This is a genomic window from Stenotrophomonas sp. YJH_SMC_16 (assembly GCF_059367875.1).
Window position 1 is genome coordinate 280,998 of the sequence record NZ_JCAFRH010000002.1, and the last position, 23,857, is coordinate 304,854.

Sequence of the window (23,857 nt, forward strand, 5' to 3'; positions counted from 1 at the left end):
CTGGACGCCCTGACCTCACGCAATGACGCCGAAATCCACCGCAGCCCCGACCTCCGAAGATCCCGCTGCGGCCCATGCCGAGGCCCAGCGCCGCCGCATACTCGACGCCGCCCAGAAGTGCTTCATCACCCGCGGCTTCCATGCCGGATCCATCGGCGACATCGCTGCCGAGGCCGAGATCAGCCAGGGGCTGATGTACCGCTATTTCGCCAACAAGCGCGCCCTGATCCTGGCCCTGATCGAGCGCCAGCTGCGCCACGACCAGGCCTCGATCAGCGAGATGCCCGCAGCCTCCGACCTGGTCGACGGGCTGCTGGAGTGCTACCAGCAATGGGCGCGTGGTGAGGTACTGCCGATTCACGGCAACGCGATTGCCAGCGTTGCGCTGTATGCGGAGATCAATGCCGAGGCCCATCGCGATCCGGAGCTGGCCGCTGTGCTGCGTACCCACGACAAGCAGACCAGCGCCGCCATCCAGGCCTGGCTGCGACAGCGTGATGCGAGCCTTGGCCGGGCGCTGGACGAAGAACGGATTGCCGGCCGCACCCTGTTGCTGCGGTTGCTGGTGGAGGGACTGGCGATGCGTGCCGTGCGCGATCCGGACCTGCCGCCGGCGCGGGTACGCGCCCTGCTGGCCGATGCCATTGGGCGCGTGATGGCCGATTGAACGGTAGTGCCGGCCGCTGGCCGGCACCCCGGGCCCAAACGGTGGTATCAGATGAAGAAGCGGGCCGGCAGAGCCTTCTGCGCGGCCTGCGCGCTCGCCCTGAAGTACCAGGACGCCAGCGCAAGAAACCCCATGACGATCAGCAGCCCGTATCCAGGGGGTCCCCAGCTTGCGATCGGGGCTGCACTTGCCGCTACGAGAAACTTGCCACCCGCAGCGAGCAGGAGGGTGTTGGAGATCCGCGCGACGCTGGCGCAGAGCAACAGAATGAGGAGGGCGCACCAGGGAAATTTGTGATTCATCGAAGTCTCTTCAGGTTATGGAAAATGGTCAACGTCGCTTCGAACAGGGTTGGCAACGAGGACTGACCCCAGCGTAGGGCCTGGCGTCCGCAGTCACGTCGTCTAACCGGCTTGATCGCAGTGGCAGTTAGGCGCCAGCCCGGCCCCGGCACATCGGACACCTGCACATCCCGGGAACATCCCCGTCCGGAAGATCAGGCATCCACCTGCCCTCCCCCTTGCCTTGATGTCAGTCCCCACCGGTTCCCGTCTGGTCATCTACGCCGCCCTCGCGGGCAACCTGGCCATTGCCATCGCCAAGTTCATTGCCGCAGGCATCTCCGGCAGCTCGGCCATGCTCAGCGAGGGCGTGCATTCGCTGGTAGACACCCTCAATGAGGTGCTGCTGCTCTACGGCCTGCGTCGTGCAGGCAAGGCCCCTGACCCGGTACATCCTTTTGGCTATGGCCGCGAGCTGTACTTCTGGAGCTTCATTGTCGCCCTGCTGGTGTTCGCCGCCGGTGCCGGCGTTTCGGCCTACGAAGGCATCCAGCACATCCGCCGGCCGGAGCCAGCTACCAACCACGCGTTGAGCTACAGCGTGCTGGGCATCTCCATCCTGTTCGAGGGGGCTTCCTGGTGGGTGGCGCTGCGTGAGTTCCGGCGCACCAAGGGCAGACTTGGCTACTTCGAAGCATTCCGCCGCAGCAAGGACCCGTCCACCTTTACCGTGCTGCTGGAGGATAGCGCGGCCCTGCTGGGCCTGGTTTTCGCATTGATCGGGCTCGTGGCCGCCCAGGCCCTGGACATGCCGGTGCTTGATGGTGTGGCGTCGCTGTGCATCGCCGGCGTGCTTGCCGCCACCGCCTTTCTTCTCGCACGCGAAACCAAGGGACTGCTGGTAGGTGAGCCGGCCCACCCGGCCGTGGCCGAGCGGATCATGGCCGTGGCGGAAACCGATCCAGACCTGCGCCGCGCCAATGGCGTGACCACCATGCAGATGGGACCACAGCAGGTCGTGGCCATGCTCAGCGCGGAATTCGAGGATGACCGGCGCACGCCGCAGATCGAGGCCTGCATCACCCGCATCGAAACTGCAGTGAAGCAGGAGTTTCCGGAATTGGTGGCACTGTTCGTCAAGCCGCAGACGCCGGAGGTCTATGCTGCCCGGCGCGCTGCACTGGCCACGCCGCCAGCACCGGACTGATGATGTCTATGTACGCGCTTTGCCCTGCAGATCCTCCGATGCAAGCTCCGCCGGCGCGCGCTCGTTCGCGACCACCGTCACGCTTTTTCACCCCTCGCGTGCAGTTCGCAAACGCAGGCGGAAGCGCGTCACGTCGGCATCACCTCACCGTAGCGATACATAACGTGGTGCGCACTAGCGTAGTACCTGACAGCCGCCGAAGCCGCCCTCGCCACCCAGCCCTGCAAAGCGCCATGGACGAAGCCGACCGCCTGCTTGAAATCGATCGCCTGCACCTGCTCGACACGCCAGCCGAACCGGTGTTCGATGCAATCGTTGCTGCCGCCCGCGCAGCGACTGGCATGACCATGGGCCTGATCTCGGTGGTCGCCGAGGAGCGCCAGTGGTTCAAGGCCAATATCGGCCTTGAAGGTGTCAGCGAGACTGCACGCAACATCTCGTTCTGTACTCATGCCATCGAGCAGGACGAACTGTTCGAGATCCCGGATGCCCGGCAGGACCCGCGATTCTCCACCAACCCCCTGGTGACCGGTGGCCCGCGCATCCGCCACTACGCGGGAATCTCGCTTGGGTCGGCGCAGGGTGCCCGTATCGGAACACTGTGCCTGCTCGATCCGATGCCGGGCGTACTGTCGCCCTCGCAGCGCGAACTGATGGTGCATCTGGCGCGGGTCACCACCCAGGTGCTGGGACAGCGCAGCACCCTGATGGCACAGGTCGGCCAGGCCAAGGCACTGCACCGCGAACTGAAACGCAGCGAGGACTTCCTGGAACGCACCAACCGCGCGGCACGGGTGGGCGGCTGGGAGATGGACCTGCTCTCCCACGAAGTGCGCTGGACCCGCGAAACCAAGCAGATCCACGGCGTGCGCGGCAACTATCAACCCACGTTCGACACCGCACTGTCCTTCTATCGGGAGGACAGTCGCAACATCATCCGCAGCGCGGTCCAGCGCTGCATCGAGGAAGGCACCTCATGGGAAGTGCAGCTGCCAATGACCACCGCCGATGGGCGCTCCATCTGGACCCGGGTGGTCGGTGGCCGTCAGCAGGTGGATGGGCACCCTCGCCTGGTCGGCGCCATCCAGGACATCACCGAGGAGCGTGCCGCGCTGGATGCCCTGGAGGCGAGCGAAACGCGCTACCGGCGCCTGTTCCACTACAGCCTCGGCCTGATCTGCACGCACACGCTGGAGGGCGTGCTGACATCGGTGAACCCGGCGGCCGTGCAGTCGCTGGGCTTCGATGAGACTCATATGATCGGGCGCAGCCTGTGCGATCTGATGCCTCCCGAGAAGCGTGCTGCATTCAAGGCCTATCTCGCGCGGATCACGGTCAACCACACCGATGCCGGCGTCATCGAACTGATCGCTGCCGATGGCACCCGCCATTTCTGGGCGTATCACAACGTGCTCGACAGTGAGGCGAACCCACCCTATGTGCTGGGCCATGCACAGGATGTGACTGCACTGCGGATGCAGGAGCAGCAGCTGCGCGAGATGTCCTTCAAGGATCCGCTGACCCAGAGCTACAACCGCCGCTTCCTGCCGCGCCTGGACGAGCTGGTTGATCAACCCTGGGCCTGCCTGATGTTCGATCTGGATCATTTCAAGCAGATCAACGATACGCAGGGCCATGCGCGAGGTGACACGGTGCTGGTCGAGTTCGCCGCCTTCCTGCGCGCTCCATTGGGGGCAATGGAAAGCGTAGTGCGTATGGGCGGCGACGAGTTCATGGTGGTGCTGACCTGCCCGGAGCCGGGGCGGTTGGCCGCGCTGGAGCAGTGGTATACGCAGCAGGCCGGTCGGTCACCCACGCCTTTCTCACTGGGTGCGACCCACCACGCGCCGGGTGAGTCGGTGGCCGACACCCTGCAGCGTGCCGACAGTCGCCTCTACCGCGAGCGCGCACGCGTGCGCACGCACCCGCGACCTGCAACCTGAGACTCTCCCCGCAGCGGGTGCAATCCTACTCCGCCGCCAACGCCTGGATCGGGTCGAGCTGTGCAGCACTGCGCGCCGGGAAGTAGCCGAAACCGAGCCCGATGGCAGACGAACATGCCAGCGCGGCGAGCACCGGCCCAGGCGTGAACAGGAACGGCACCCCCAGCGACAGCAGGCTGGACAAGGCGCCCACAGCCAACGCGAACAACACCCCGAGTACCCCGCCGAACAGGCAGATCAACACGGCCTCGATCAGGAACTGGCGCAGGATGTCGCCCTGACGGGCACCCACCGCCAGCCTCACACCGATCTCGCGCACGCGCTCCTTCACCGACACCAGCATGATGTTCATCACCCCCACACCACCGACCACCAGCGCCACCGCTGCAATGGCCGAAACCAGTGCCGCCATGGTCTGGCTGGACTTCATCACCGCCTTGCGGATCTGGTCGGCGTTGTAGATGAAGAAATCACGCCGGCCGTGCAGGCGTTGCAGCTCCGCACCCAGCGAGGCTTCAGCGGCGGTGGTTGGCACGTCATCCCGCACGCGTACGGTAATGCTCTCCAGCCGCTGGCTGCCAAGCAGACGCGAGGACGCGGAGGTGTACGGCACATACACCGTCGGCGTCGCTCCGCCGGCGAATGCGTTGGGGCCAACCACGCCGATCACTTCCACCGGCATGCCGCCCAGCAGCACCGTGCCGCCGATCGGATTGCCGCTGAACAATGCCTTGGCCGCCTTCTGGTCGACCACGCCCACCGCGCGATGTGCCTCCACCTCGGCATCGGTGAAGAACCGGCCCGCCTTCAGGCGCAGCCCGCGCACACGCGGTAGATCAGCGCCCACGCCAAGCACCTGCGTGTTGGCGCGCCGGTTGCCCTGCAGTGCCGCCACCGAACCGCTCAGGTTGGGGCTTACGCTGTCTACGTAACTCAATGCGGCCAGGTGATCGGCATCGTCCACCACCAGCGTTTCAATCTCGCCCGAGCGCGGGTCACCAAAGTCCGCGCCCGGGAAGATGTCCAGCGTACTGGCACCCAGTTCGTTGATCTGTGACTCGACCTGTGCCTGTGCGCCCTTGCCCAACGCAACCACGGTCACCACCGCAGCCACGCCGATGATGATGCCCAGCATGGTCAGCAGGGTGCGCAGGCGATGGGCCAGCATCGAACGTACCGCCATCCGTGCAGCTTCCCTGATTGCATCCAGGCGCGCGCGGCGCTGGGCGGCCGGTTCTGGACGGCGCTCGGGCACAGCGGCACTGCGTGCAACCGCAGGATCACCCATGCCACGGTCGGATACGACCTGACCGTCTGCGATCTCGATCACGCGTGAAGCGTGCGCGGCAATCGCTGCATCATGGGTCACCAGGATCACGGTATGGCCCTGTGCATGCAGGCGCTTGAGTTCCGTCATCACCTGCCGGCCGCTGGCATGATCCAGCGCGCCGGTCGGCTCATCGGCCAGCACGATGGCGCCGCCATTCATCAGCGAACGCGCAATGGAAACGCGCTGCTGCTGGCCGCCGGACAGCTGGCTGGGCCGGTTCGTGGTGCGCTCACCCAATCCCAGCGTTTCCAGCAGCATGCGCGCACGGGCGGTGCGCGCATCGGCATCCACGCCGGCATAGACCGCCGGCAGTGCCACATTTTCCGTGGCGCTCAGGTTCTCCATCAGGTTGTAGCGCTGGAAGATGAAGCCGAAATGCTCGCGGCGCAGGTGCGCCAGTTCATCGGGTGACATCTGCTCGGTTGCCGCGCCCTGCACGCGGTAGCTGCCTTCGCTTGGCCGGTCCAGGCAGCCCAGAATGTTCATCAGCGTGGATTTGCCCGAACCGGACGGGCCGATGATGGCGATGAACTCGCCCGCCTCGATGCGCAGCGAGACGTCCTTCAACACCACCACCTCGCCGGCGGCCGAGCGGTAGGCGCGCGATACGCCATGCAGTTCCAGCAGCGCGTCGGCCATGTTCACATCCCCAGCAGGCTGGTGGGCTCGGCTTCCGCGCCGCTAGGCGCCTGCCCGACCACCACGTTCTCGCCCGCCTTGAGGCCGGACAGGATCTGCACCGCAGTCGCGGTGCGCAGGCCGGTCGTCACCGCCCGCTCGTGCGCGCGGCCCTTGGCATCGATCACCTGGACGGTCGCACGGTTGCCCGCCTTGTCGTCGCGCTCGGACACTGCCGTCAACGGCACCTGCAGCGCATTGGCGGCACGCGCCAGCTGGATCGTCACCTTCACCGTCATCGACGGCTTCAGTTTCAGGCCTGGATTGGGCACGTCAAACAGCCCGGCGTAGTACACCGCCTTCGGCGTCTGCGCCGATCCGCCGGTGTTGCCGGTGGCCACGTCGGCAATCGACGACGGCGCAGGTTCAAGCTGCTGCAGATGCGATTCGTAGCGGCGTCCGCCCGGCCCCAGCGTGGAGAACCACAGAGGTTGGCCAGGCGCGATCAGTTCCACATCGGCCTCCGCGATCTCGGTGCGAACCGTCATCGTGTCCATCTGTGCCAGCATCACGATGGTCGGCGTGGTCTGCATCGAGTTCAGCGTCTGCCCGGCCTTGGTGACGATGGCCACGATGTAGCCGTCGGACGGTGAGACGATGCGGGTGTAGCCGAGGTTGATACGAGCGGTCTCCACCTGGGTCACCGCCTGGTCGATCTGCGCCTGCAACGCGGCGGCCTCCGCGCGCGCCGCATCGCGCGCCACACGGGCCGCTTCGAAGCCTTCCTGCGAGACCAGCCGCGATGCCACCAGCTGCGACTGGCGCTCGTACGTGCGAAGGGCCTGGCTGTAACGCGCCTGGCTGGCCGCGTGCTGCGCACGCAGTGTGTTGGTGGCTGCTTCGGCGCTGCGCAGGGCGATGCGCTGCGGCTGCGAATCCACTTCGGCAATCAGGTCGCCAGCGTGCACACGCTGGCCCAGCGCCACATGCAGGCGCGTGACCTGGCCCGACACCTGCGCGCCCACCGCCACCAGTTCCTTGGGGTTGACCCGGCCAACGGCCTGCACGATCTTTTCCAGGTCCGCCACCCTTGCCGGGGCCGTGATCAGCGCGGCATCATCACCTTCGGCGAACAGCCACCCGCCGGTGCTGCCTGCAAGAAGTACAACGATTGCGGCAATGATCCAGGTCCTGCGATTGTTCATCGGAAAGCTCGCATGCACGCAGCCACCGGATGTGACCGCAGAAGCCGCAGTCTGGAAGGTAGTGGTGGATGTTTCTTGGAGCCACTGTGGAGATTGCATGGAGGCCGCACATCCGTTCAGGCACGGGGCCCGCTCCTGAACGGCACGGATCGCGTCCACGAAATCTCGACACAATCTCGACCAAGTCTCCATCAACGGCCCCTAGCCTTGTCGGCCTCGCCGACTGCTCCGCCGCCGTGTCCTTCCCGTTTCCAGACCTGCCTCCCATCGATGTCCGCCGCGCCTACCTTGCCTGGTGCGCGCCTTCGCCGTGGCTGCTTGCGCTGGTGCTGACGTCCACCAGTGCCTGGATGCTTGCCAGCGCGAACCCGGCGCCGCCCCTGCTGGCGGGCGCCGGTGCTGCCGCGCTGGTGTGGTTCCGCAGCGAAGGCCCGGGTCATTCGGCGCGCGCGGGCACCCTGGCGTCGGCGTCGCTGATCGGCCTCGCGGCCTGGTCCGCCTCCGCCGCTGACGTGAGCCTCATGCCAGCAGGGATGGCTGCTGTCCTGGTGGCCGCGTTGCTTGCCCTGCGCCTGCGGGCCGTGGTCCGCATGGCCCGCCGCCTGCAGGACCGGGTGGACGCAACGGGCATGCAATCGCGGTGGAGCAAGCTGCCTGCGGCCGTATCGACCCTGCTCGCACAGCACCTGCGCGCCACCACAACACTGGCGCCCGCCCTGCAGCACACGCTGGTGCTGGCCACCCTGGCCTGGGCCGCCCACGAAGAAGCGCAGACCCTGGAACGGCCACGATGACACCGTCGCCGGCGTTTCCCATTCCTTACTTGAAACCGCAGCATGCAATGAAATCCGATGCCCGCACGCGCCTGGCGCCCCTGGTGCTCATTGCCGAAGATGAAGGCGAAATCGCCGACATTCTCGGCGCCTACCTGGCCCGCTCCGGGCTGCGCAGCGCCCGCGCCGCCGACGGCGAAGCCGCCCTCACCAGCCACCGCCAGCTGCGCCCCGACCTGGTGCTGCTGGACGTGCAGATGCCGAAGATGGACGGCTGGCAGGTGCTGAGCGAGTTGCGCCGGCGCGGCAACACCCCGGTAATCATGCTCACCGCACTGGACCAGGACGTGGACAAGCTCACTGGCCTGCGCGTCGGTGCCGACGACTACGTGGCCAAGCCATTCAATCCCGCCGAGATCGTCGCCCGCATCCAGGCGGTGCTGCGCCGTAGCGCGAAGCCCATTGCAGAAGAGCCCAACGGGCTGATCCGGCAGGGGCCGTTCGAGATCGACCTGCGCAGCCATGAAGTCACCGTGCGCACCGATGACCACGTGCATGCTCTGAGTTTCACGCTCACCGAGTTCCGTCTGCTGGTACACATGGCGCGCGCACCGCGCATGGTGCACAGCCGGCTGGATCTGCTCCAGACCTGCCTGCCGGAAGGCGATGCGCAGGAGCGCACCGTGGACAGCCACGTCAGCAAGCTGCGCCGCAAGCTGGAGGAAGCAGGCGTCATCGGCATTCCCGCCACCATCCGCGGTGTCGGCTACCGCTTCCTGGACTGAGCCGATGAACCCCAAAGGCAAGAGTATCGGGCGCCAGATCACGCTCTCCATCACGGTCGCGTCGCTGTGTTCAACCGTACTGTCGATCAGTGGTTTCTACCTGTTCTATTACCTGATGGAGGTGTTCTATCCACGCTGGTACGACGAACCGGAAACCATCATGCCGTCAGGCCTGGAATGGATGTGGATCGGCCTGACCGCCACCGTGGTCGTTGCGCTGGCCACATTGATCGCCTCGCGCCTGACCCGGCGCATCATCACCCCGCTGAACTCGGTCGCCGAAAGCCTGCGTCGCGTCGCCAGCGGTGATCTGGAGGCGCGTGCGCGCGGCGGTGACACCTCGATGACCGAGGCCGCCGCGCTGGTCAGCGACTTCAATTCCATGGCCGAGCGATTGAGCCGGATGTCGGAGAACCGCGTGTTCTGGAACGCGGCGATCGCACACGAACTGCGCACGCCGATGACCATCCTGCGCGGCCGCCTGCAGGGCATCGCCGAAGGCGTGTTCGAGCCGGGGCCGGAGCAGTTCAACAGCATGCTCACCCAGCTGGAGGGCCTGACCCGCATCATCGAGGACCTGCGCGTGGTCAGCCTTGCCGAGAGCGGCCACCTCGATCTGCGCATGCAGCGCAGCGACGTCAGCGTGCAGGTGGCCGCAGTAGTGGAAGCGATGTCCGAGGCGCTGACCGAGAGTGGTTTCTCGGTGACCTTGGACGCGCGTTCTTCACTGGCCGACTGCGACCCGGCGCGCATCCGCCAGGCGGTGCTGGCGCTACTGGAAAACGCACGCCGCCATGCCATTCCCTGCCCGCTGCGCGTACACGTGACGCTGGCCGAAGGCCATTGCACCGTAACCGTTGAGGATGGTGGCCCGGGTGTGCCGGACGACCTTCGCGACAGCATCTTTGAAGCCTTCCAGCGCACCGATGTATCGCGCTCGCGGCAGAGCGGCGGCTCCGGTCTCGGCCTGGCGGTGGTGCGGGCGATTGCCGTGGCCCATCACGGAACCGCGCGATGCCGGGCTACCGAACGTGGCGGCAGTGCCTTCGAAATCCGCTGGCCGGTGCACGCGCGTCGTTGAGAGCACGGCGTTGCGGCAGACGCTGCTCTGGTAGCGGCCCACCTTGGTGGGCACCACGCCCTCCACTGAACGCCACTGGTTTCTCCACGCAATCTCCATCGTCCCTCCATGCCCGCTCCAAAGGGCTGCAGATACTGGGCGCGACCCGGGAGATCGCAGGCATCCGTCCCCTGCCCAGTCCCCGACCCACCCAGGCATCCCATGAAACACCCCCATGATCCAGCGGCCGCCGCCGGCAGCATCGGCCAGCAGAATGCGGCCGCCACCCTGAAGGCCATCCTGCGCACCTACCCTTGGCAGCTCACCGGCACGTTCTCGCTGGTGGCACTGGAGAACACACTGCTGCTGGCCTATCCCTTGTTCGCCGGCTTCGCGGTGGACGCGATCATCAGCGGCAACATCGGCCATGCCGTCTCCTATGCCGGCGTGGTGCTGCTGTTCTGGTTGGTCGGTGCCGCCCGTCGAGCGGTCGATACGCGCACTTTCACCCGCATCTACGCCGATCTGGCGGTGAGCGTGGTGCAGGCGCAGCGCCGCCTGGGCCAGGCCACGTCCACCTCGGCGGCGCGCGTGGTGCTGGCCCGCGAGTTCGTCGACTTCTTTGAAAAGCACGTGCCGATCATCGCCACCGCGCTGGCATCGATGTTCGGTGCGGTGGCCATGCTGCTGGCGATCGAGCCGATGGTCGGTGCCGCTGGCCTGGTCACCCTGCTCGGCGCCCTGCTGGTGCTGCCCTCGTTCGCACGCCGCAACGAGCAGCTGCATGGCCGCCTGAACAACCGCCTGGAACACGAAATCCGGCTGGTCGACCGGGTCAGTCCCTCGGTGCTGCGCCGCCACTACACCACCCTGTCGCGCCTGCGCATCCTGTTGTCAGACCGCGAGGCCGGCGCCTATGTGGTGATCGGGCTGGCTGCAGCGGCATTGTTCGCGCTGACCATAGGCCGCCTGGCCACCAGTGAAGGCGTCACGCCGGGCCATGTCTACGCGGTGATGACCTATCTGTGGACCTTCGTCGGCAGCCTGGACGATGCGCCGTCGATGGTGGACCAGCTTGCACGGCTGAAGGACATCGGCCGGCGAGTCAGTCCCGGGATGGACGACGCGGAGCACAAGGACGCCGCTTGACCGGTAGATGCCACCTTGATGGGCACCGACACATCGCGGGGCCAACCAAGGTTGGCGACTACCGGGGCAACGGTGCCAATCAGTATTGGCGGTCACCTCGCGCCTACCGTGCGCCCGCACATCGCCAAGGCACCGATGATCAATGCCTGCATGCTGCGGTCGAACTCGGCTTCCTGCGCCGCGCGGTCCAGTGGCCGGCGCGTGGTGTCCACGACGGCATGCCGCGAGTACACGGTATCGGCCAATGCCACGGCGTGATAGGCCACGGTCGACAGCAACCATGCTGCCTGTTCCTGCGGTAGTTCATGCACACGACTGAACTCGGCATGGTGGCGCTGGATACGCGCCACCATTTCCGGCGTCTTCGCACCGTGGCTCACCAGGAACGGAGCCAGGCCGGGGTTCTCGTCCACGAGCATCCGCAGGGAACGCTGGAACGCGTACAGATCGTCGTCGATGCTACGTCCCGCGCCAGCTTCCAGCGGCGGTGCCTGCCAACGCTCGAAGATCGCTTCAGCCACCAGCTCGCGCAGCGCCGCCAGATTCGCCACATGCTTGTACAGCGCGATGTGGCTGACCCCCAGCGCTGCGGCCACGCCCACGAAGCTCAGCCCCGGCAGCGTCATCGCGATGCCAGCGTCGGCGATGCGCTCTCGGGTGATGGTGGGCGGTCGCCCACGGGCAGCGGTCTTCTTCGGTGCAGCCATTGCTGTTGCGGTTCCTGCGCGGCGCGCTGGCAAGGCCTGTCATGGTGGTCTGCGGCAACGCAATGGTCAACGCGCTGCATACGCTTCCAGCAGGCCTGGGTTGCGGGACGATCAATTTAGTTTACTATGATGTAACTAATTCGCATTCGCAGCCTTCTGGATCGTTGTCGATGTCCGCGCCTACCCTTTCCACCACCCCGGCCGGGCCGCTGCGCGGCGCCGAACACGACCGTGGCCTGCAGGCGCTGCGCGTCCACGTGGTTGACGTCACGCAGCCCTGCGCGAGCCTGCTTCGGCTGGTCGTACAGCTGCCGCCACAGGCCGAGCTGGCACCCTGGCAGCGTGCCAACACCGCCGTTCGCATCCAGCTGGGTGCCGCGTTTACCGATGTGTCACGGATCTACACCGTGCGCAGCGTCGACGCGCAGGCGCGCCGTTTCACACTGGACGTGGTGCTGCACGAGGCTCCGGGGCCGATGCTGGCCTGGGTGCGCGCACTGGAGCCCGGCGACGCCTTCGATCTCACCGGTCCGCGCCCGCATCTGCAGGTGCCGCACCGCGAGGGTAGCGTTGCCCTGCTGTTCGCCGATCAGAGCGCCATCCCGGCACTGTCCGCCTTGCTGCAGCAGTGGCCCAACGGCCTCCGCGCGCAGGCCTGGATCGCTTCGGATGATCCCTTCCCGGTAGACGAACTGCCCGCCGTCGAAGGCGTCTGCATGCAGCGCGTGTCCACGGGCGCTATGCCGTTGCTGCAGCAGGCACGCCGTCTGCGCACGGGGGCAAACAACACCGTCTGGGCCGCAGGCGAACGCGAGGAGATGCGCGCCCTGCGCCGCTACTTCCTTGAAGCGTGTGGTCTGCCGCGCGCAGACGTCGCCGTGGCCGGTTACTGGAAACACGGCCAGACCACCACCGAGACCGACCAGCGCCGCCGTCGCAACTACGAGCGTGTGCTGGCGCGCGGCGGCGGACTGCAGGACCTCGACGATCTCGCCGACGACATCTGATCCACCTCGCACCACCCGCGCCCTGCGCTTCGTTCCACCCAGCCACAGATCGCCCACGCACCTCGCGTGCAGCACTGCCCCAGCGGCAGTGCCGTGCCCTCTGCCAGCCATTCCACAGCCCGCGTCGTCCTGCCCGTGCAGGTCATCGACGGCGCCGTGCTGGCCGATTGCACGCCCCATCACACGAGAACTGCCATGTCCCTCCCCCTTCGAGCCCTGTCCCTCCCACGCCGCTCCGCGCTGTCCCTGGCCGCACGTGCCGCGTTGCTGCCCACCCTGCTGATCGCCACCGCCGCCCACGCTGACGACGCGCCCGACGGTGCCCGCCAGCTGCCTACGGTGAACGTGCGCGCCGACAAGACCACGCCCACCGATGCCTATGCCGGCGGCCAGGTCGCCCGCGGCAGTGGCGTCGGCCTGCTCGGCGAGCTCGACTTCATGGACACCCCGTTCAACACCACCCGCTACACCGCCGGGTTCATCGAGAACATCCAGGCACCGGATCTGGTAAGGGTGATCGCGCTGACCGATCCCAGCGTCTACAGCAGTGGATCCAGCGGTGGCATCACCGACTACTTCAACATCCGTGGCTTCGGTGTTGCCTCGTCGGATATCGGCTTCGGCGGACTCTACGGCCTGATCCCCTACTACCGAGTCACCCCCGAACTGGCCGAGAGCATCGAAGTACTCAAGGGGCCATCGGCACTGCTCAACGGCATGCCGCCGGGTGGCTCGGTGGGCGGTGCGGTGAACCTGGTACCCAAGCGCGCAGGTGATACGCCGTTGACCCGCTTCACGGCCAGCTACAGCAGCGACGCGCAGTTCGGCGGCCATCTGGATGTTGGTCGTCGCTTCGGCGCGCAGCAGCAGTTCGGTGTGCGCCTCAATGCCGTGCATCGCGATGGCGACACCGCCACCGACCACCAGCAGCACAAGACGCAGCTGGCGTCGCTGGGCCTGGACTGGAGGGGTGAACGCTCGCAGGTCTCGCTGGACCTGTTCAGCAGCCGTGACCATGTGGATGGCCTCAATCGTGGCGTTTCGCTGGCAGCCGGCCTGGCCGTGCCCCGCCCGCCGAAGGCCAGCACCCTGTTCGCACCGGATTGGACCTTCAGCAACGTCAAGGACTCGGCCGCCGCGCTGCGCTGGTCGTTCGACATCACTGACCACTTGCAGGCGCATGCCAGCTACGGCCACGGCCATACCGATTTCGATTCCATCGCCAGTGCCACCACGCTGATCACCAACACGGCCGGCGATTTCCGCAACAACTTCGCCCACCAGCGCTTCATCTACAGCAAGGACACCGCCGAAGCCGGTCTCTCGGCACGTTTCCGCACCGGCCCGGTCGATCACGCACTGGCGATCAGTGCCGCCTGGTACCAGCACGACCAGAAATTCGGCTTCAAGCGCAATCTGCTGGCCCGCGACTGGGTGACCAACCTGTACGACCCACAGTGGGGCCCGGCTATCGATCGCAGCTTCAGTGATGCGTCGCTGCCGAAGACCGCGGAAGTGCGTACCACCAGCTTCGGCATCGCCGACACGTTGTCCTTCATCGATGACCGCGTGCAGCTGACCCTGGGCATCCGTCACCAGACCGTGCTCAGCGACACCTTCGACGGCAGCACCGGCAAGCGCACCACACGCTACGATGCCAGCGCCAATACCCCGGCCGCTGCACTGCTGTTCAAGGCCAGCGATCGACTGTCGCTGTACGCCAACTACATTGAAGGCCTGAGCCAGGGCAGCACCGCCCCGGTCAGTGCAGCGAATGCGGGCGAGGTGTTCCCGCCGTTCAAAACCCGCCAGCGTGAGGTCGGCGCCAAGTTCGACTTCGGCCGTCTGGCCAGCGCATTGAGCGTGTACGAGATCGAAAAGCCCAGTTCCTATACCGATCCGGCCACCAATGTGTTCTCGTTCGGCGGCCAGCAGCGCAACCGTGGCGTGGAATGGACCGTGTTCGGCCAGGCGACCGAACAGCTGCGCGTGCTGGGCGGCATCGGCTGGCTGCAGCCGAAGCTGACCCGCACCCAGGGCGGCATCAACGAAGGCCGGCTGGCCACGGCCACACCGCAATGGCAGGGCAAGCTGGGCGTCGAATGGGACGTGCCAGCCGTGGCCGGCCTCACCCTCACCGGCAACGCGGTCAGCCTGTCCAAGGGTTACATCAATGCTGACAACAGCCAGTGGGTGGCAGGCCGCACCGTGTTCGATCTCGGTGCCCGCTATGCGACGCAGGCGGCCGGCCATCCGCTGGTACTGCGCGCCACCGTGCAGAACGTGACCAACAAGGCGTACTGGGCGGGCAGCCTTGGCTCCGGTCTGGGCACGCCGCGCACCGCCGTGCTGTCGGCCACCGTCGATTTCTGATCCTGGATTCAAGGACACCACGCCATGGCGCGTGGTGCCCTGGAGAAGTGCTTTGACCGTTTCCCGTACCGCTTCCGTGCTGGCCTGGCTGCCCCTGGTCTCACGCATCATCGCTGCGTTGTTCGGCGGCTATGTGCTCGCCGCGCTGTGCAGCATCGCTGCACTGGCGCTGCCCATCGATGGCCGCCAGGCCGTGTTCACCGGCATGCTGGCCAGCTTCCTGCTGTATTCCGGCGCCGTGGTCTGGGTGTTCGCGGTGCGCTCGGCGCGGCGCGCATGGATCGGGTTGATCATGATCGCCCTGCCACTGTGGTTGGTTGCGCAATCGGTCGCCAACGGAGGCGCTGCATGAGCAAGATCGATCGCACCGCCAAGCCACGCGGCATCCGCCAGACCATGTCCGACCTGCATATCTGGGTCGGCCTGCTGGCCGGCTGGATCCTGTACGCGATGTTCCTCACCGGCACCGCCAGCTATTTCCGCGACGAGCTCTCGCGCTACACACGCCCTGAGATCGCCACGCCCTCCACGTTGCCGGAGGCGGCGATGGTCGCGCAGCGCACGGTCTCCAGCATCATTGCCGAGACGCCTGCAGCCCGCCAGATCAACCTGAGCCTGCCAAGTACGCGCATGCCCTGGGTGTCAGCGATGTGGGCCAGCCCGGGTGGGCGCGGCCGACATGGCTTCGATTCAGGCCTGTTCGATGCCAGCACCGGTACGCCCTTGCAGGCGCGGGATACCGACGGTGGCGACTTCTTCTATGCGTTCCACTTCAACCTGCACTACATGCCGGCCATGTGGGGCCGCTGGATCGTCGGCGTCTGCGCGATGTTCATGCTGGTGGCCATCGTCAGCGGCGTGATCACCCACAAGAAGATCTTCGCCGACTTCTTCACCTTCCGCTGGGGAAAGGGTCAGCGCTCGTGGCTGGATGGTCACGCGGCGCTGTCGGTGCTCGGCCTGCCGTTCCACTTCATGATCACCTGGAGCGGCCTGGTGATGCTGGCGGTGCTGTACATGCCGTGGGGACTGGCCAAACTGCCGGACAAGCGCCAGCAGGCCGAGGTGGTCAGCGAGATGCGGCTGTTCCTGCCGCCGCAGAAGGCCGCCGGTCACGCCGCTCCGCTTACAGACATCGGCGCACTGGTGCGACAGGCCGAACAGCGTTGGGGAACCGGCGCGGTGGGCAGCGTGCAGGTGCAGAATCCCGGCGACGAGAACGCACGCGTGGCGGTGGTGCGTGCGCAGTCAAGCCGGGTTTCGACCACGCCGAACTACCTGCTGTTCGATGGCAGCGGCGGGCAGCTGCTGCAGGTCAAGGAGCACTCGGGCGTCGCCGCCGATACCCAGGGCGTGCTGTATGGCCTGCATCTGGGGCGCTTTGCCGACGCCACGCTGCGCTGGCTGTACTTCATAGTCAGCCTCGCGGGCACCGCCATGGTCGGCACCGGGCTGGTGCTGTGGACGGTGAAGCGGCGTACCCAGCTGCCTGACCCACAGCGCCCCTACTTCGGTTTCCGGTTGGTGGAGCGCCTCAACATCGCCACGGTGGCTGGCCTGTCGGTGGCGATGGCGGCCTATCTCTGGGCGAATCGACTTCTACCCACCTTCATGGAGGGGCGCGCGGCGTGGGAGGTGCATGTGTTCTTCCTGGCCTGGGCAGCGATGTTCGTGCACGCCACGCTGCGCACACCCAAGCGTGCGTGGATCGAACAGTTCGTGCTGGGGGCGTTGTTGCTGACGCTGTTGCCGGCACTCACGGCGACGACGACGGCACATCCGTTGTGGCGCACCCTGACCACAGGCGACTGGGCATTCGCCGGCACCGATCTGACCTTGCTGGCATTGGCCGTCCTGCATGCAGTGCTGGCGTGGCGCATCTGGAAGCACGCACCGAAGGTGAAGCGTGCACGCCCGCCTGCTGCACCACGCACTGCAGTACCGGAGGCCAGTGCATGATCCACGTCATTCTGTTTGTGCTGTCACTGGCCGCGTTCGGTTGCCTGGCACTGGCGATGGAGCGCCATCAGCGCGATGTGCTGCGCCGTGTACTGAGCGCGCAGGCCGTTCAGCAACTGCGCGCAGTCGGTTGGGCGCTGCTGATGTTCAGCGCCGTGTTTGCCATGCGCGCGTTGGGCGTGGGTTTCGGCCTGGCCGCGCTGTCCGGTCACACCAGCGTCGCCGCCGGTGTGGTGGTGCTGGCGATGGTGGCGCATGGGCGGCTGAATCGGTAGATACCCACCTTGGTGGGCACCGGGCCTGAGCGGCGTTGCTCTGATAGATGCCCACCTTGGTGGGCACCGATGGAAGCCGGTGCCAACCAAAGTTGGCAGCTACCGGGCGCGATGAACGTTGCTTCGATTCGCTGGCCCGCGCGAAAAACAGCCGAGCATGGCTCGGCTCTACAGGAACTCCGCCATGCGCTGCAGCTCGTCTTCCAACGCGCCACGAAACACCCTGTCGCGGGCCAGCGACTTGCCTGCATAGCCCACACTCGATGCCAACTCACCGTCGCGCACGCTGAGATTGGCCCAGCCCACCACCTGGTCGTGCCACAACACCGGCAGAGCGTAGTACCCATACTGTCGCTTCGGTGCAGGTGTATACGCCTCGAACTTGTACACCCATCCCCACAGCAGCTCGAAGCGGCGGCGGTCCCACACCACCGGGTCGAACGGCGCCAGCAGGCGCACCTGTTCGTCCGGTGCATGGCGGCGCGAGCGCGGATTCTCGTCCACCGGCCAGTACCAGGTGGTGCCCTCCAGCGTGCAGCTGGCCAGTTGTTGCTTGGCCAACGCCAACGCCTGCCGGGTCTGCTCGGCCAGATGTGGGGCGCCATAGCCCAGCAGGCGCACCAGATAGGTCAGGCTGGCCGAGGGCAGCGGCGCGTACTTGCGCACCACCAGATCGATCAGGGCGGCGGCCCGTTCAACCTGCGCCTGCTCGCTGGCGTCCGGCTCGGCGTGCTCGGCCACTGCATAGATGCGGGTGCCACTGTCGCGCCGCTGCACCCGCAGCAGGCCACGGTAGTGCATGCCGTCAAGCAGATGCGTGCTTGCGTTGCTGGTGCCGCCCCAGTAATTGGTCACCCGCCCATGCGCGAACGCCTGGTCCACCTCACGCGGGTGCACGCTGCCGCGCTCGCGCACGAAGGCCAGTACGTCGGCCGCGCGGCGATGGGTCTCGGCGTCCCATTCGCGCTTGGACACGCGTGGGTGCATCAGTGCCAGATGCTCGCGCGGCAGGAAGCCGTAGTTCACCAGGCAATCCTCTTCCACCGGCAGGCGCGTGTAGCGCCGCTCAAGATCGCCTGCGCGGTAGTCCTTCACCCGGTGGCGCAGGGTCAGGTCCTGTGCGCGCGCCGGTGCCCTGATCGGGTCGGCCTGCACGAAGCCCAGCCGTCGTATCGCGGTCAGCAGCGTAGTCGGCTTGAACAGGGTGCGCGCCACCGCGTAGCGGCGAAGATCATCGAGAGTAGGCGTGGCAGGCATGGCCGCATTGTATTCTCGACACCACGCGATCCGTCCAGTAGAGCCAGGCCATGCCTGGCTGGCGTCAGGGTGAACGGCCAGGATCGTCCACGCATGGCGTGCATCTACCGAAGCCGCGATACCTCCAGCGAACCGATCACCAGCGCCCGCATGCCCTGCTTGAACTCGGTGATCACCTGCCCTTCCTCGTCGTCCGCAATCGCATAGATCGTATCGGCGCCGGCGATGCAATAGAACGCGATCGTGGCCAGCAGCCAGCGCGCCTTGTCCACCGGCAGGCCGAACACATCAGCCACGTGTGCCTGGTGCGAGGCGATCTTTTCCAGCATCGGCGCGGTCGCCACCGTGCGCCGCAACAGGTACGGTGGCAGCCCGGGATGCGCCTTCACCACCTCGCACAGTGACTCCACGAACCGCATCAGGTAGGCCTCCAGCCCACCCGGTGCGTCGACCGACGCGCGCGGAATCTGCCAGCGCTGGAACACCGCCTCGGCCACCAGGCGTTTCAACGCCTCCAGGTTGGCCACGCGCTTGTACAGCGCCGCCTGGGTCACCGCCAGTTCGGCGGCCGCGTTGGCCATGGTCAGGTTGGGTAGGCCCAGGCGGATGCCGATGTCGGCCAGGCGCTCCGGGGTGATGGTGGGCGGGCGGCCACGGGTCGGCGCCGTTGGATCGGAGTGAGGGCTCATACGGTGCGTGCTCATACCCTGCTGAGGGTGCCAGCAAAGGGACCCTCTTGTCCGCTTCGATTGATTTAGTTTAATTTACTCAACTAATTCGGAATGCGTCCAGCACGCTGCCCGTAGTCGAGCCCATGGCTCACCTTCCGCCAGGTCCCCACCCAGCCAACAACCCTGCGCTGCGCCCTCTCCCCGTGCTTGCCGTCGGCAGCGCGCCAGGCGCGCTCGCGCCTGCGATTCACAGGAATCTGGCATGACCGTGTACAACTTCTCTTCTCTGCAGCATCGCGCTGCCGCCGCATCTTCCGGCCTGATGCATCCACCAGGCATCGCCCGGCGCTATCGGATGTCGGCCCTCGCGCTAGGGCTGCTGGCCTCGTTTGCCGCGCTGGCCGACTCCGCGCCGTCCACCCTGCCCTCGGTGCAGGTGCAGGAACAGCGCCGGGTCACTGCAGACTATGCGGGCGGGCAAGTGGCCGCTGGCAGCCGCGTCGGCCTGCTCGGCGACAAGGACTTCATGGACACGCCGTTCAATACGGTCAGCTACACCGAGTCCTTCATCCGCGACCGCCAGGCCAAGGACCTCACCGACGTCATCGCCGCCACCGACCCCACGGTGTTCAGCAACGGCGTCACCGGTTCGTGGAGCGAGAACTACGCGATCCGAGGCTTTGCCTCCAACACCAGCGACACCACCTTCAATGGCCTCAGCGGCATGGCGCCGTACTACCGCACTTCGCCGGAAATGTTCGAACGCATCGAGGTGCTGAAAGGCCCCTCCGCGCTGCTCAACGGCATGCCGCCGGGCGGCTCGGTCGGTGGCAGCGTCAACCTGGTCCCCAAGCGTGCCGGCGATCAACCGCTGCTGCGGGTCAGTGCCAACTTCGCCTCCGATGCGCAGTTTGGCGCCCATGTGGATGCGGGGCGTCGCCTGGGCGCGGACAAGCAGTTCGGCATCCGCTTCAACGGCGCGTACCGTGATGGTGATGGCGCGGTCGGCAAGCAGAGCAAGAAGGTGCAGCTCGGCGCACTGGCAGTGGACTGGCGCGGCGAACGTGCGCGGCTGTCGGCCGATCTGTACAGCGCCGATGACCGCGTGGACGGCCCGGCACGCGGCGTCGGTCTGGCACCGGGCGTGGCCATTCCGCGGCCGCCGCGTGGCGATACGCTGATCAACCCGGACTGGGCCTACGTGGACAGCCAGGACAAGGGCGCGATGCTGCGGGGCGAGCTGGACATCAATGACACCCTGATGGCCTACCTGGCCTACGGCACCAGCAAGACCGACTACCGCTACAATGGTTCGATCAGCGCGCAGATCCTCAATCCAGCCGGCGACTTCACCACAGTGATCGGCCAGCTCGCCTTCGATATCAAGAAGCAGTCCGCAGATGCCGGCCTGCGCGGCTCGTTCCACACCGGCAGCATCGGCCATCAGTGGGCCGCCAACGTGACCCACTACCAGCACACCCAGAACGATTACGGGCGCCGCAGCGTGCCGGGCTGGGACTGGACCACCAATCTGTACAACCCGGCATGGGGCCCGGCGGCACCGTTCGTAGCGCCGCACATCTCGCACACCGAGCTGCGGCTGGACAGCCTCGGTTTCGCCGACACCCTCGCCTTCGCCGATGACCGCGTGCAGCTGACCCTGGGCGTGCGCCGCCAGCAGGTGGTCAGTGAGACCTTCAATGTCGCCAGCGGTGCGCGCACCTCGCGCTACGACGAGAGCGCCAACACGCCGGCAGCGGCGCTGCTGGTGAAGGCCACCGGAAGGGTCTCCATCTACACCAACTACATCGAAGGCCTCAGCCAGGGCGCCACCGCGCCGATGACCGCTGCCAATGCCGGTGATGTGTTCGCACCGTTCCGCACCAGGCAGAAGGAGCTGGGCCTGAAGCTGGACCTGGGCAGCTTCGCGCACACCTTCAGTGTGTATGAAATCAAGCGGCCCAGCAGCTACACCGACCCGGTCACGAATATCTTCTCGTTCGGTGGCGAGCAACGAAATCGCGGCGTGGAATGGGGCTTCTTCGGCACGCCACTGGATGGCGTGCGCCTGCTCGGTGGCGTGGCCTACGTGCAGCCGAAACTGACCCGCACGGCCGGTGGCGTGAATGAGGGACGCATCGCCACCGCCGTAGCGCAACGGCAGGCCAAGCTGGGGGTGGAATGGGATGTACCGACCTTGCAGGGCCTGACCTTGACCGGCAATGCCACGGCGATGTCGAAGCAGTACATCAGTGCCGACAACAGCCTGTCGGTGCCGGGCCGCACGTTGTTCGATGTCGGGGCGCGCTACAGCACCACCGTGGCGGGTCGACCGCTTGCGCTGAGAGCCAGTGTGAACAACGTGACCAACAAGGCGTATTGGGGCATGCCGTTGCTTTCCAGTCTAGCGCTGGGAGCGCCGAGAACGGTGCTGGTGTCGGCGACGATGGACTTCTGAGGCAGGCGCCTCCACGCCAGACATGCATCACCTGTGGAGTCGAGCCATGCTCGGCTCGCTTTGCCGGTCACGCATGGCGTGGATTTCCCAGAACGTGTAGAGCTGAGCCATGCTCGGCTCCGGCTCGCCCGCTGAGTCGGGCATGGCTCGACTCTACACACGCCGATGGCGGCATGCTTCACCCCCACCTGCGACGCGCATTCCTTGACCGCATCCGGCATTCAAGACACTCGACATGCCAGTTCCGAAATTACACAAGCAGATGGGCAACCAACGCCAGCACCGCCAGATGCCCCACGTAATACCCGTAGAACGCCCACCGCCAGCGCGGCAGCTGCCACGGCACCCGCGCCGCCAGCAGCACTACCGGAATGGCCAGCAGTGCCCAGCCGTTGTGGTTGGCCCAGCACACCGCTGCAAGCGCAACCAGCAACAGCCACCACGCCCGGTGCCGGAACGCGATCCAGGCCAGCAGCACGCTGCCAACCCCGGCCCACTGATAGTCCACGAACATCGGCAGCACGCCGGCAGCCAGCAACAGCTGCACCGGCCGATTGTTCGCCAGCGCATGTACGGCTACTGCTGCAAATGTAAAGGTGAGCAGGATGTTGAGCGGCAGCCAGGAACCAAACGCGAATGCGTGCAATGGCTGTGCGATCAGCCCCCACAGCGCGAGCCGGCGCATCGACTTGCGCAGGTCGGCCCCGGGCTGGGCGAGATTGCAGGCCATCACCAGCGCGAACAGCGGGAAGGCGATGCGCCCCAGTTCGCTGACCACCGGCACGTAGCCGCCGAAGACCACCTTGGCCACGTGGTCACCCGTCATGGCCAGCAGTGCGATCCACTTCAGCAGCTCGCGCGCGCCGCTGCGGAGGGTGAAGTTGAAGGTTGACATCCCGGTCGTGGTCGCTTGCATCGCGGAAGCTTATGCGCATCGGCCAGCCCATTTCCAGCGCCGCGCAGGAGCACGACGCTGCAGGCAGCAGGCGGGGGCGCTATGCTGGCCGCCCCTGCTTGTGAGACGTCCGCCGTGCGAACCCTATACCCCGCCATCGAGCCGTACCGCGAGTTCACCCTGAAGGTGAGCGATCTGCACACGCTGCACATCGAAGAGTGCGGCACGCCAGAGGGCATTCCGGTGGTGTACCTGCACGGCGGCCCGGGTGCTGGCATCTCGCCCACCCACCGCCGCTTCTTCGATCCGGCGCGGTACCGCATCGTGCTGATCGACCAGCGCGGCAGCGGCCGCTCCACACCGTTCGGCGAACTGCGCGACAACACCACGCAGGATCTGGTGGCCGATATCGAGAAGGTGCGTGAGCACCTGGGCATCGAGCGTTGGCTGGTCTACGGCGGCTCATGGGGTTCGACGTTGTCGCTGGCCTATGCGCAGGCGCATCCCGAACGCGCCACCGGCCTGATCGTGCGTGGCGTGTTCCTCGGCCGCGAGATCGAGAACCGCTGGTTCGCCGAGGCCAACGGCGGTGCGCGCTGGATCTTCCCGGAACGCTGGGAACGCTATGAGGCCTACATACCGGAAGCCGAGCGTGGCGACATGATCGCGGCCTACTGGACGCGCATGGATGGCCCGGATGAAGCGACCCGCATCGAAGCCGCGCAGGCTTGGCTGGGCTGGGAAGACAACGCCGCCACCCTGCAGCACGACGTGGATGCGCAATCCACCGATGACCCGCTGGACACATTGGCAAAGGCCCGCATTGAAGCGCATTACTTCCGCAACAACATCTTCCTGGAGCCGGACCAGCTGCTGCGCGATATCGATCGCATCCGCCACCTGCCCTGCGTGATCGTGCAGGGGCGCTACGACATCATCTGCCCGCCGCGCAGTGCGTGGGATCTGGCCAAGGCCTGGCCGGAAGCCCGGCTGCAGATGGTGACCTCCGGCCACAGCGCGAACGAGCCGGCCACGGTGGATGCGCTGGTGCGGGCGACGGACGCCTTTGCCGACCGTTTCTGAGCAGATGGTAGTGCCGGCCGCTGGCCGGCCTCCCACCGTTCGAGGGTAGCGTCGACTCCGCGTGATCGCTGCTGCGCGGCCAGGTGAATGGCGACCCACCGACAACGGTCCACGGCCCCATTCTTCGCAGCCCGCTTACAGCTCCGCGCAGAAG

Annotated in this window: 21 protein-coding genes; 14 read left to right on the forward strand and 7 right to left on the reverse strand. The window is 66.5% G+C overall.

The genetic code is table 11. The features are described from left to right. Positions 1–22 precede the first annotated feature (22 nt). Positions 23–667 carry a TetR/AcrR family transcriptional regulator gene (locus tag AC5P6E_RS06025; protein WP_495230771.1) on the forward strand — a complete coding sequence of 215 codons (645 nt, stop codon included), beginning with the start codon at positions 23–25 and terminating at the stop codon, positions 665–667. A gap of 47 nt (positions 668–714) precedes the next feature. Here AC5P6E_RS06025 and AC5P6E_RS06030 read toward each other — a convergent pair whose 3' ends face one another. Then, positions 715–969, reverse strand: a complete 255-nt coding sequence (locus tag AC5P6E_RS06030; RefSeq protein ID WP_248853532.1) for a hypothetical protein — start codon at positions 967–969, stop codon at positions 715–717. A 226-nt stretch (positions 970–1,195) separates the two neighbouring features. Between AC5P6E_RS06030 and AC5P6E_RS06035 the strand changes: the two genes are divergently transcribed. After that, positions 1,196–2,155 (forward strand): cation diffusion facilitator family transporter, encoded by a 960-nt coding sequence (locus tag AC5P6E_RS06035; protein ID WP_248853533.1) that lies wholly within the window; start codon positions 1,196–1,198, stop codon positions 2,153–2,155. Positions 2,156–2,388: 233 nt separating this feature from the next. Further along, a complete protein-coding gene (locus AC5P6E_RS06040) occupies positions 2,389–4,098 on the forward strand; it encodes a sensor domain-containing diguanylate cyclase (RefSeq protein ID WP_329834670.1) in 1,710 nt (569 codons plus the stop codon). A gap of 25 nt (positions 4,099–4,123) precedes the next feature. On the opposite strand, the gene AC5P6E_RS06045 is transcribed toward AC5P6E_RS06040, so the two are convergent. Together AC5P6E_RS06045 and AC5P6E_RS06050 are read right to left on the reverse strand one after the other, a co-directional pair. Continuing rightward, positions 4,124–6,067: a MacB family efflux pump subunit gene (locus tag AC5P6E_RS06045; protein ID WP_329834668.1), complete on the reverse strand. Its 1,944-nt coding sequence runs from the start codon at positions 6,065–6,067 to the stop codon at positions 4,124–4,126. Between the two features lie 2 nt (positions 6,068–6,069). Beyond that, positions 6,070–7,251, reverse strand: a complete 1,182-nt coding sequence (locus tag AC5P6E_RS06050) for an efflux RND transporter periplasmic adaptor subunit (RefSeq protein WP_019337247.1) — start codon at positions 7,249–7,251, stop codon at positions 6,070–6,072. A gap of 236 nt (positions 7,252–7,487) precedes the next feature. Here AC5P6E_RS06050 and AC5P6E_RS06055 point away from each other — a divergent pair, with 236 nt between their 5' ends. From AC5P6E_RS06055 to AC5P6E_RS06070, 4 genes are all read left to right on the forward strand, one after another. Beyond that, entirely contained in the window at positions 7,488–8,045 is a 558-nt protein-coding gene (locus AC5P6E_RS06055; protein WP_019337246.1) for a hypothetical protein, read from the forward strand. A 47-nt stretch (positions 8,046–8,092) separates the two neighbouring features. Then, complete coding sequence (locus AC5P6E_RS06060) at positions 8,093–8,809, forward strand: response regulator (RefSeq protein ID WP_019337245.1); 717 nt, start codon at positions 8,093–8,095, stop codon at positions 8,807–8,809. A gap of 4 nt (positions 8,810–8,813) precedes the next feature. Further along, complete coding sequence (locus AC5P6E_RS06065; RefSeq protein WP_019337244.1) at positions 8,814–9,890, forward strand: ATP-binding protein; 1,077 nt, start codon at positions 8,814–8,816, stop codon at positions 9,888–9,890. Between the two features lie 201 nt (positions 9,891–10,091). Continuing rightward, complete coding sequence (locus AC5P6E_RS06070; RefSeq protein ID WP_019337243.1) at positions 10,092–11,018, forward strand: ABC transporter six-transmembrane domain-containing protein; 927 nt, start codon at positions 10,092–10,094, stop codon at positions 11,016–11,018. Positions 11,019–11,110: 92 nt separating this feature from the next. Here the strand turns inward: AC5P6E_RS06070 and AC5P6E_RS06075 are convergent, their stop codons facing one another. Beyond that, positions 11,111–11,725 (reverse strand): TetR family transcriptional regulator, encoded by a 615-nt coding sequence (locus AC5P6E_RS06075; RefSeq protein ID WP_019337242.1) that lies wholly within the window; start codon positions 11,723–11,725, stop codon positions 11,111–11,113. A gap of 170 nt (positions 11,726–11,895) precedes the next feature. Between AC5P6E_RS06075 and AC5P6E_RS06080 the strand changes: the two genes are divergently transcribed. From AC5P6E_RS06080 to AC5P6E_RS06100, 5 genes are all read left to right on the forward strand, one after another. Then, positions 11,896–12,732, forward strand: coding sequence for a siderophore-interacting protein (locus AC5P6E_RS06080; RefSeq protein WP_029550735.1), 837 nt, complete (start codon positions 11,896–11,898; stop codon positions 12,730–12,732). Positions 12,733–12,927: 195 nt separating this feature from the next. Continuing rightward, positions 12,928–15,105, forward strand: coding sequence for a TonB-dependent receptor (locus tag AC5P6E_RS06085; protein ID WP_019337240.1), 2,178 nt, complete (start codon positions 12,928–12,930; stop codon positions 15,103–15,105). Between the two features lie 52 nt (positions 15,106–15,157). Next, a complete protein-coding gene (locus AC5P6E_RS06090) occupies positions 15,158–15,457 on the forward strand; it encodes a DUF3649 domain-containing protein (RefSeq protein WP_019337239.1) in 300 nt (99 codons plus the stop codon). Further along, the gene (locus AC5P6E_RS06095) at positions 15,454–17,064 is read left to right on the forward strand and encodes a PepSY-associated TM helix domain-containing protein (protein ID WP_019337238.1); all 1,611 of its coding nucleotides are present in this window, start codon (positions 15,454–15,456) and stop codon (positions 17,062–17,064) included. The genes AC5P6E_RS06090 and AC5P6E_RS06095 overlap by 4 nt, the downstream gene beginning before the upstream one ends. Beyond that, on the forward strand, positions 17,061–17,339 hold the full coding sequence (locus AC5P6E_RS06100) for a DUF3325 domain-containing protein (RefSeq protein WP_019337237.1): 279 nt from the start codon (positions 17,061–17,063) through the stop codon (positions 17,337–17,339). The genes AC5P6E_RS06095 and AC5P6E_RS06100 overlap by 4 nt, the downstream gene beginning before the upstream one ends. 168 nt (positions 17,340–17,507) lie before the next feature. Here the strand turns inward: AC5P6E_RS06100 and AC5P6E_RS06105 are convergent, their stop codons facing one another. After that, a complete protein-coding gene (locus tag AC5P6E_RS06105; RefSeq protein WP_029550733.1) occupies positions 17,508–18,596 on the reverse strand; it encodes a DNA glycosylase AlkZ-like family protein in 1,089 nt (362 codons plus the stop codon). 104 nt (positions 18,597–18,700) lie between these two features. Further along, positions 18,701–19,285: a TetR/AcrR family transcriptional regulator gene (locus tag AC5P6E_RS06110; protein WP_029550732.1), complete on the reverse strand. Its 585-nt coding sequence runs from the start codon at positions 19,283–19,285 to the stop codon at positions 18,701–18,703. A 244-nt stretch (positions 19,286–19,529) separates the two neighbouring features. Here AC5P6E_RS06110 and AC5P6E_RS06115 point away from each other — a divergent pair, with 244 nt between their 5' ends. After that, the gene (locus AC5P6E_RS06115) at positions 19,530–21,725 is read left to right on the forward strand and encodes a TonB-dependent receptor (RefSeq protein ID WP_019337235.1); all 2,196 of its coding nucleotides are present in this window, start codon (positions 19,530–19,532) and stop codon (positions 21,723–21,725) included. Positions 21,726–21,975: 250 nt separating this feature from the next. Here AC5P6E_RS06115 and AC5P6E_RS06120 read toward each other — a convergent pair whose 3' ends face one another. Then, positions 21,976–22,641, reverse strand: a complete 666-nt coding sequence (locus AC5P6E_RS06120; RefSeq protein WP_019337233.1) for a TraX family protein — start codon at positions 22,639–22,641, stop codon at positions 21,976–21,978. A gap of 114 nt (positions 22,642–22,755) precedes the next feature. Here AC5P6E_RS06120 and pip point away from each other — a divergent pair, with 114 nt between their 5' ends. Beyond that, entirely contained in the window at positions 22,756–23,703 is a 948-nt protein-coding gene (gene pip, locus AC5P6E_RS06125; RefSeq protein ID WP_029550731.1) for a prolyl aminopeptidase, read from the forward strand. Positions 23,704–23,857: the final 154 nt, after the last annotated feature.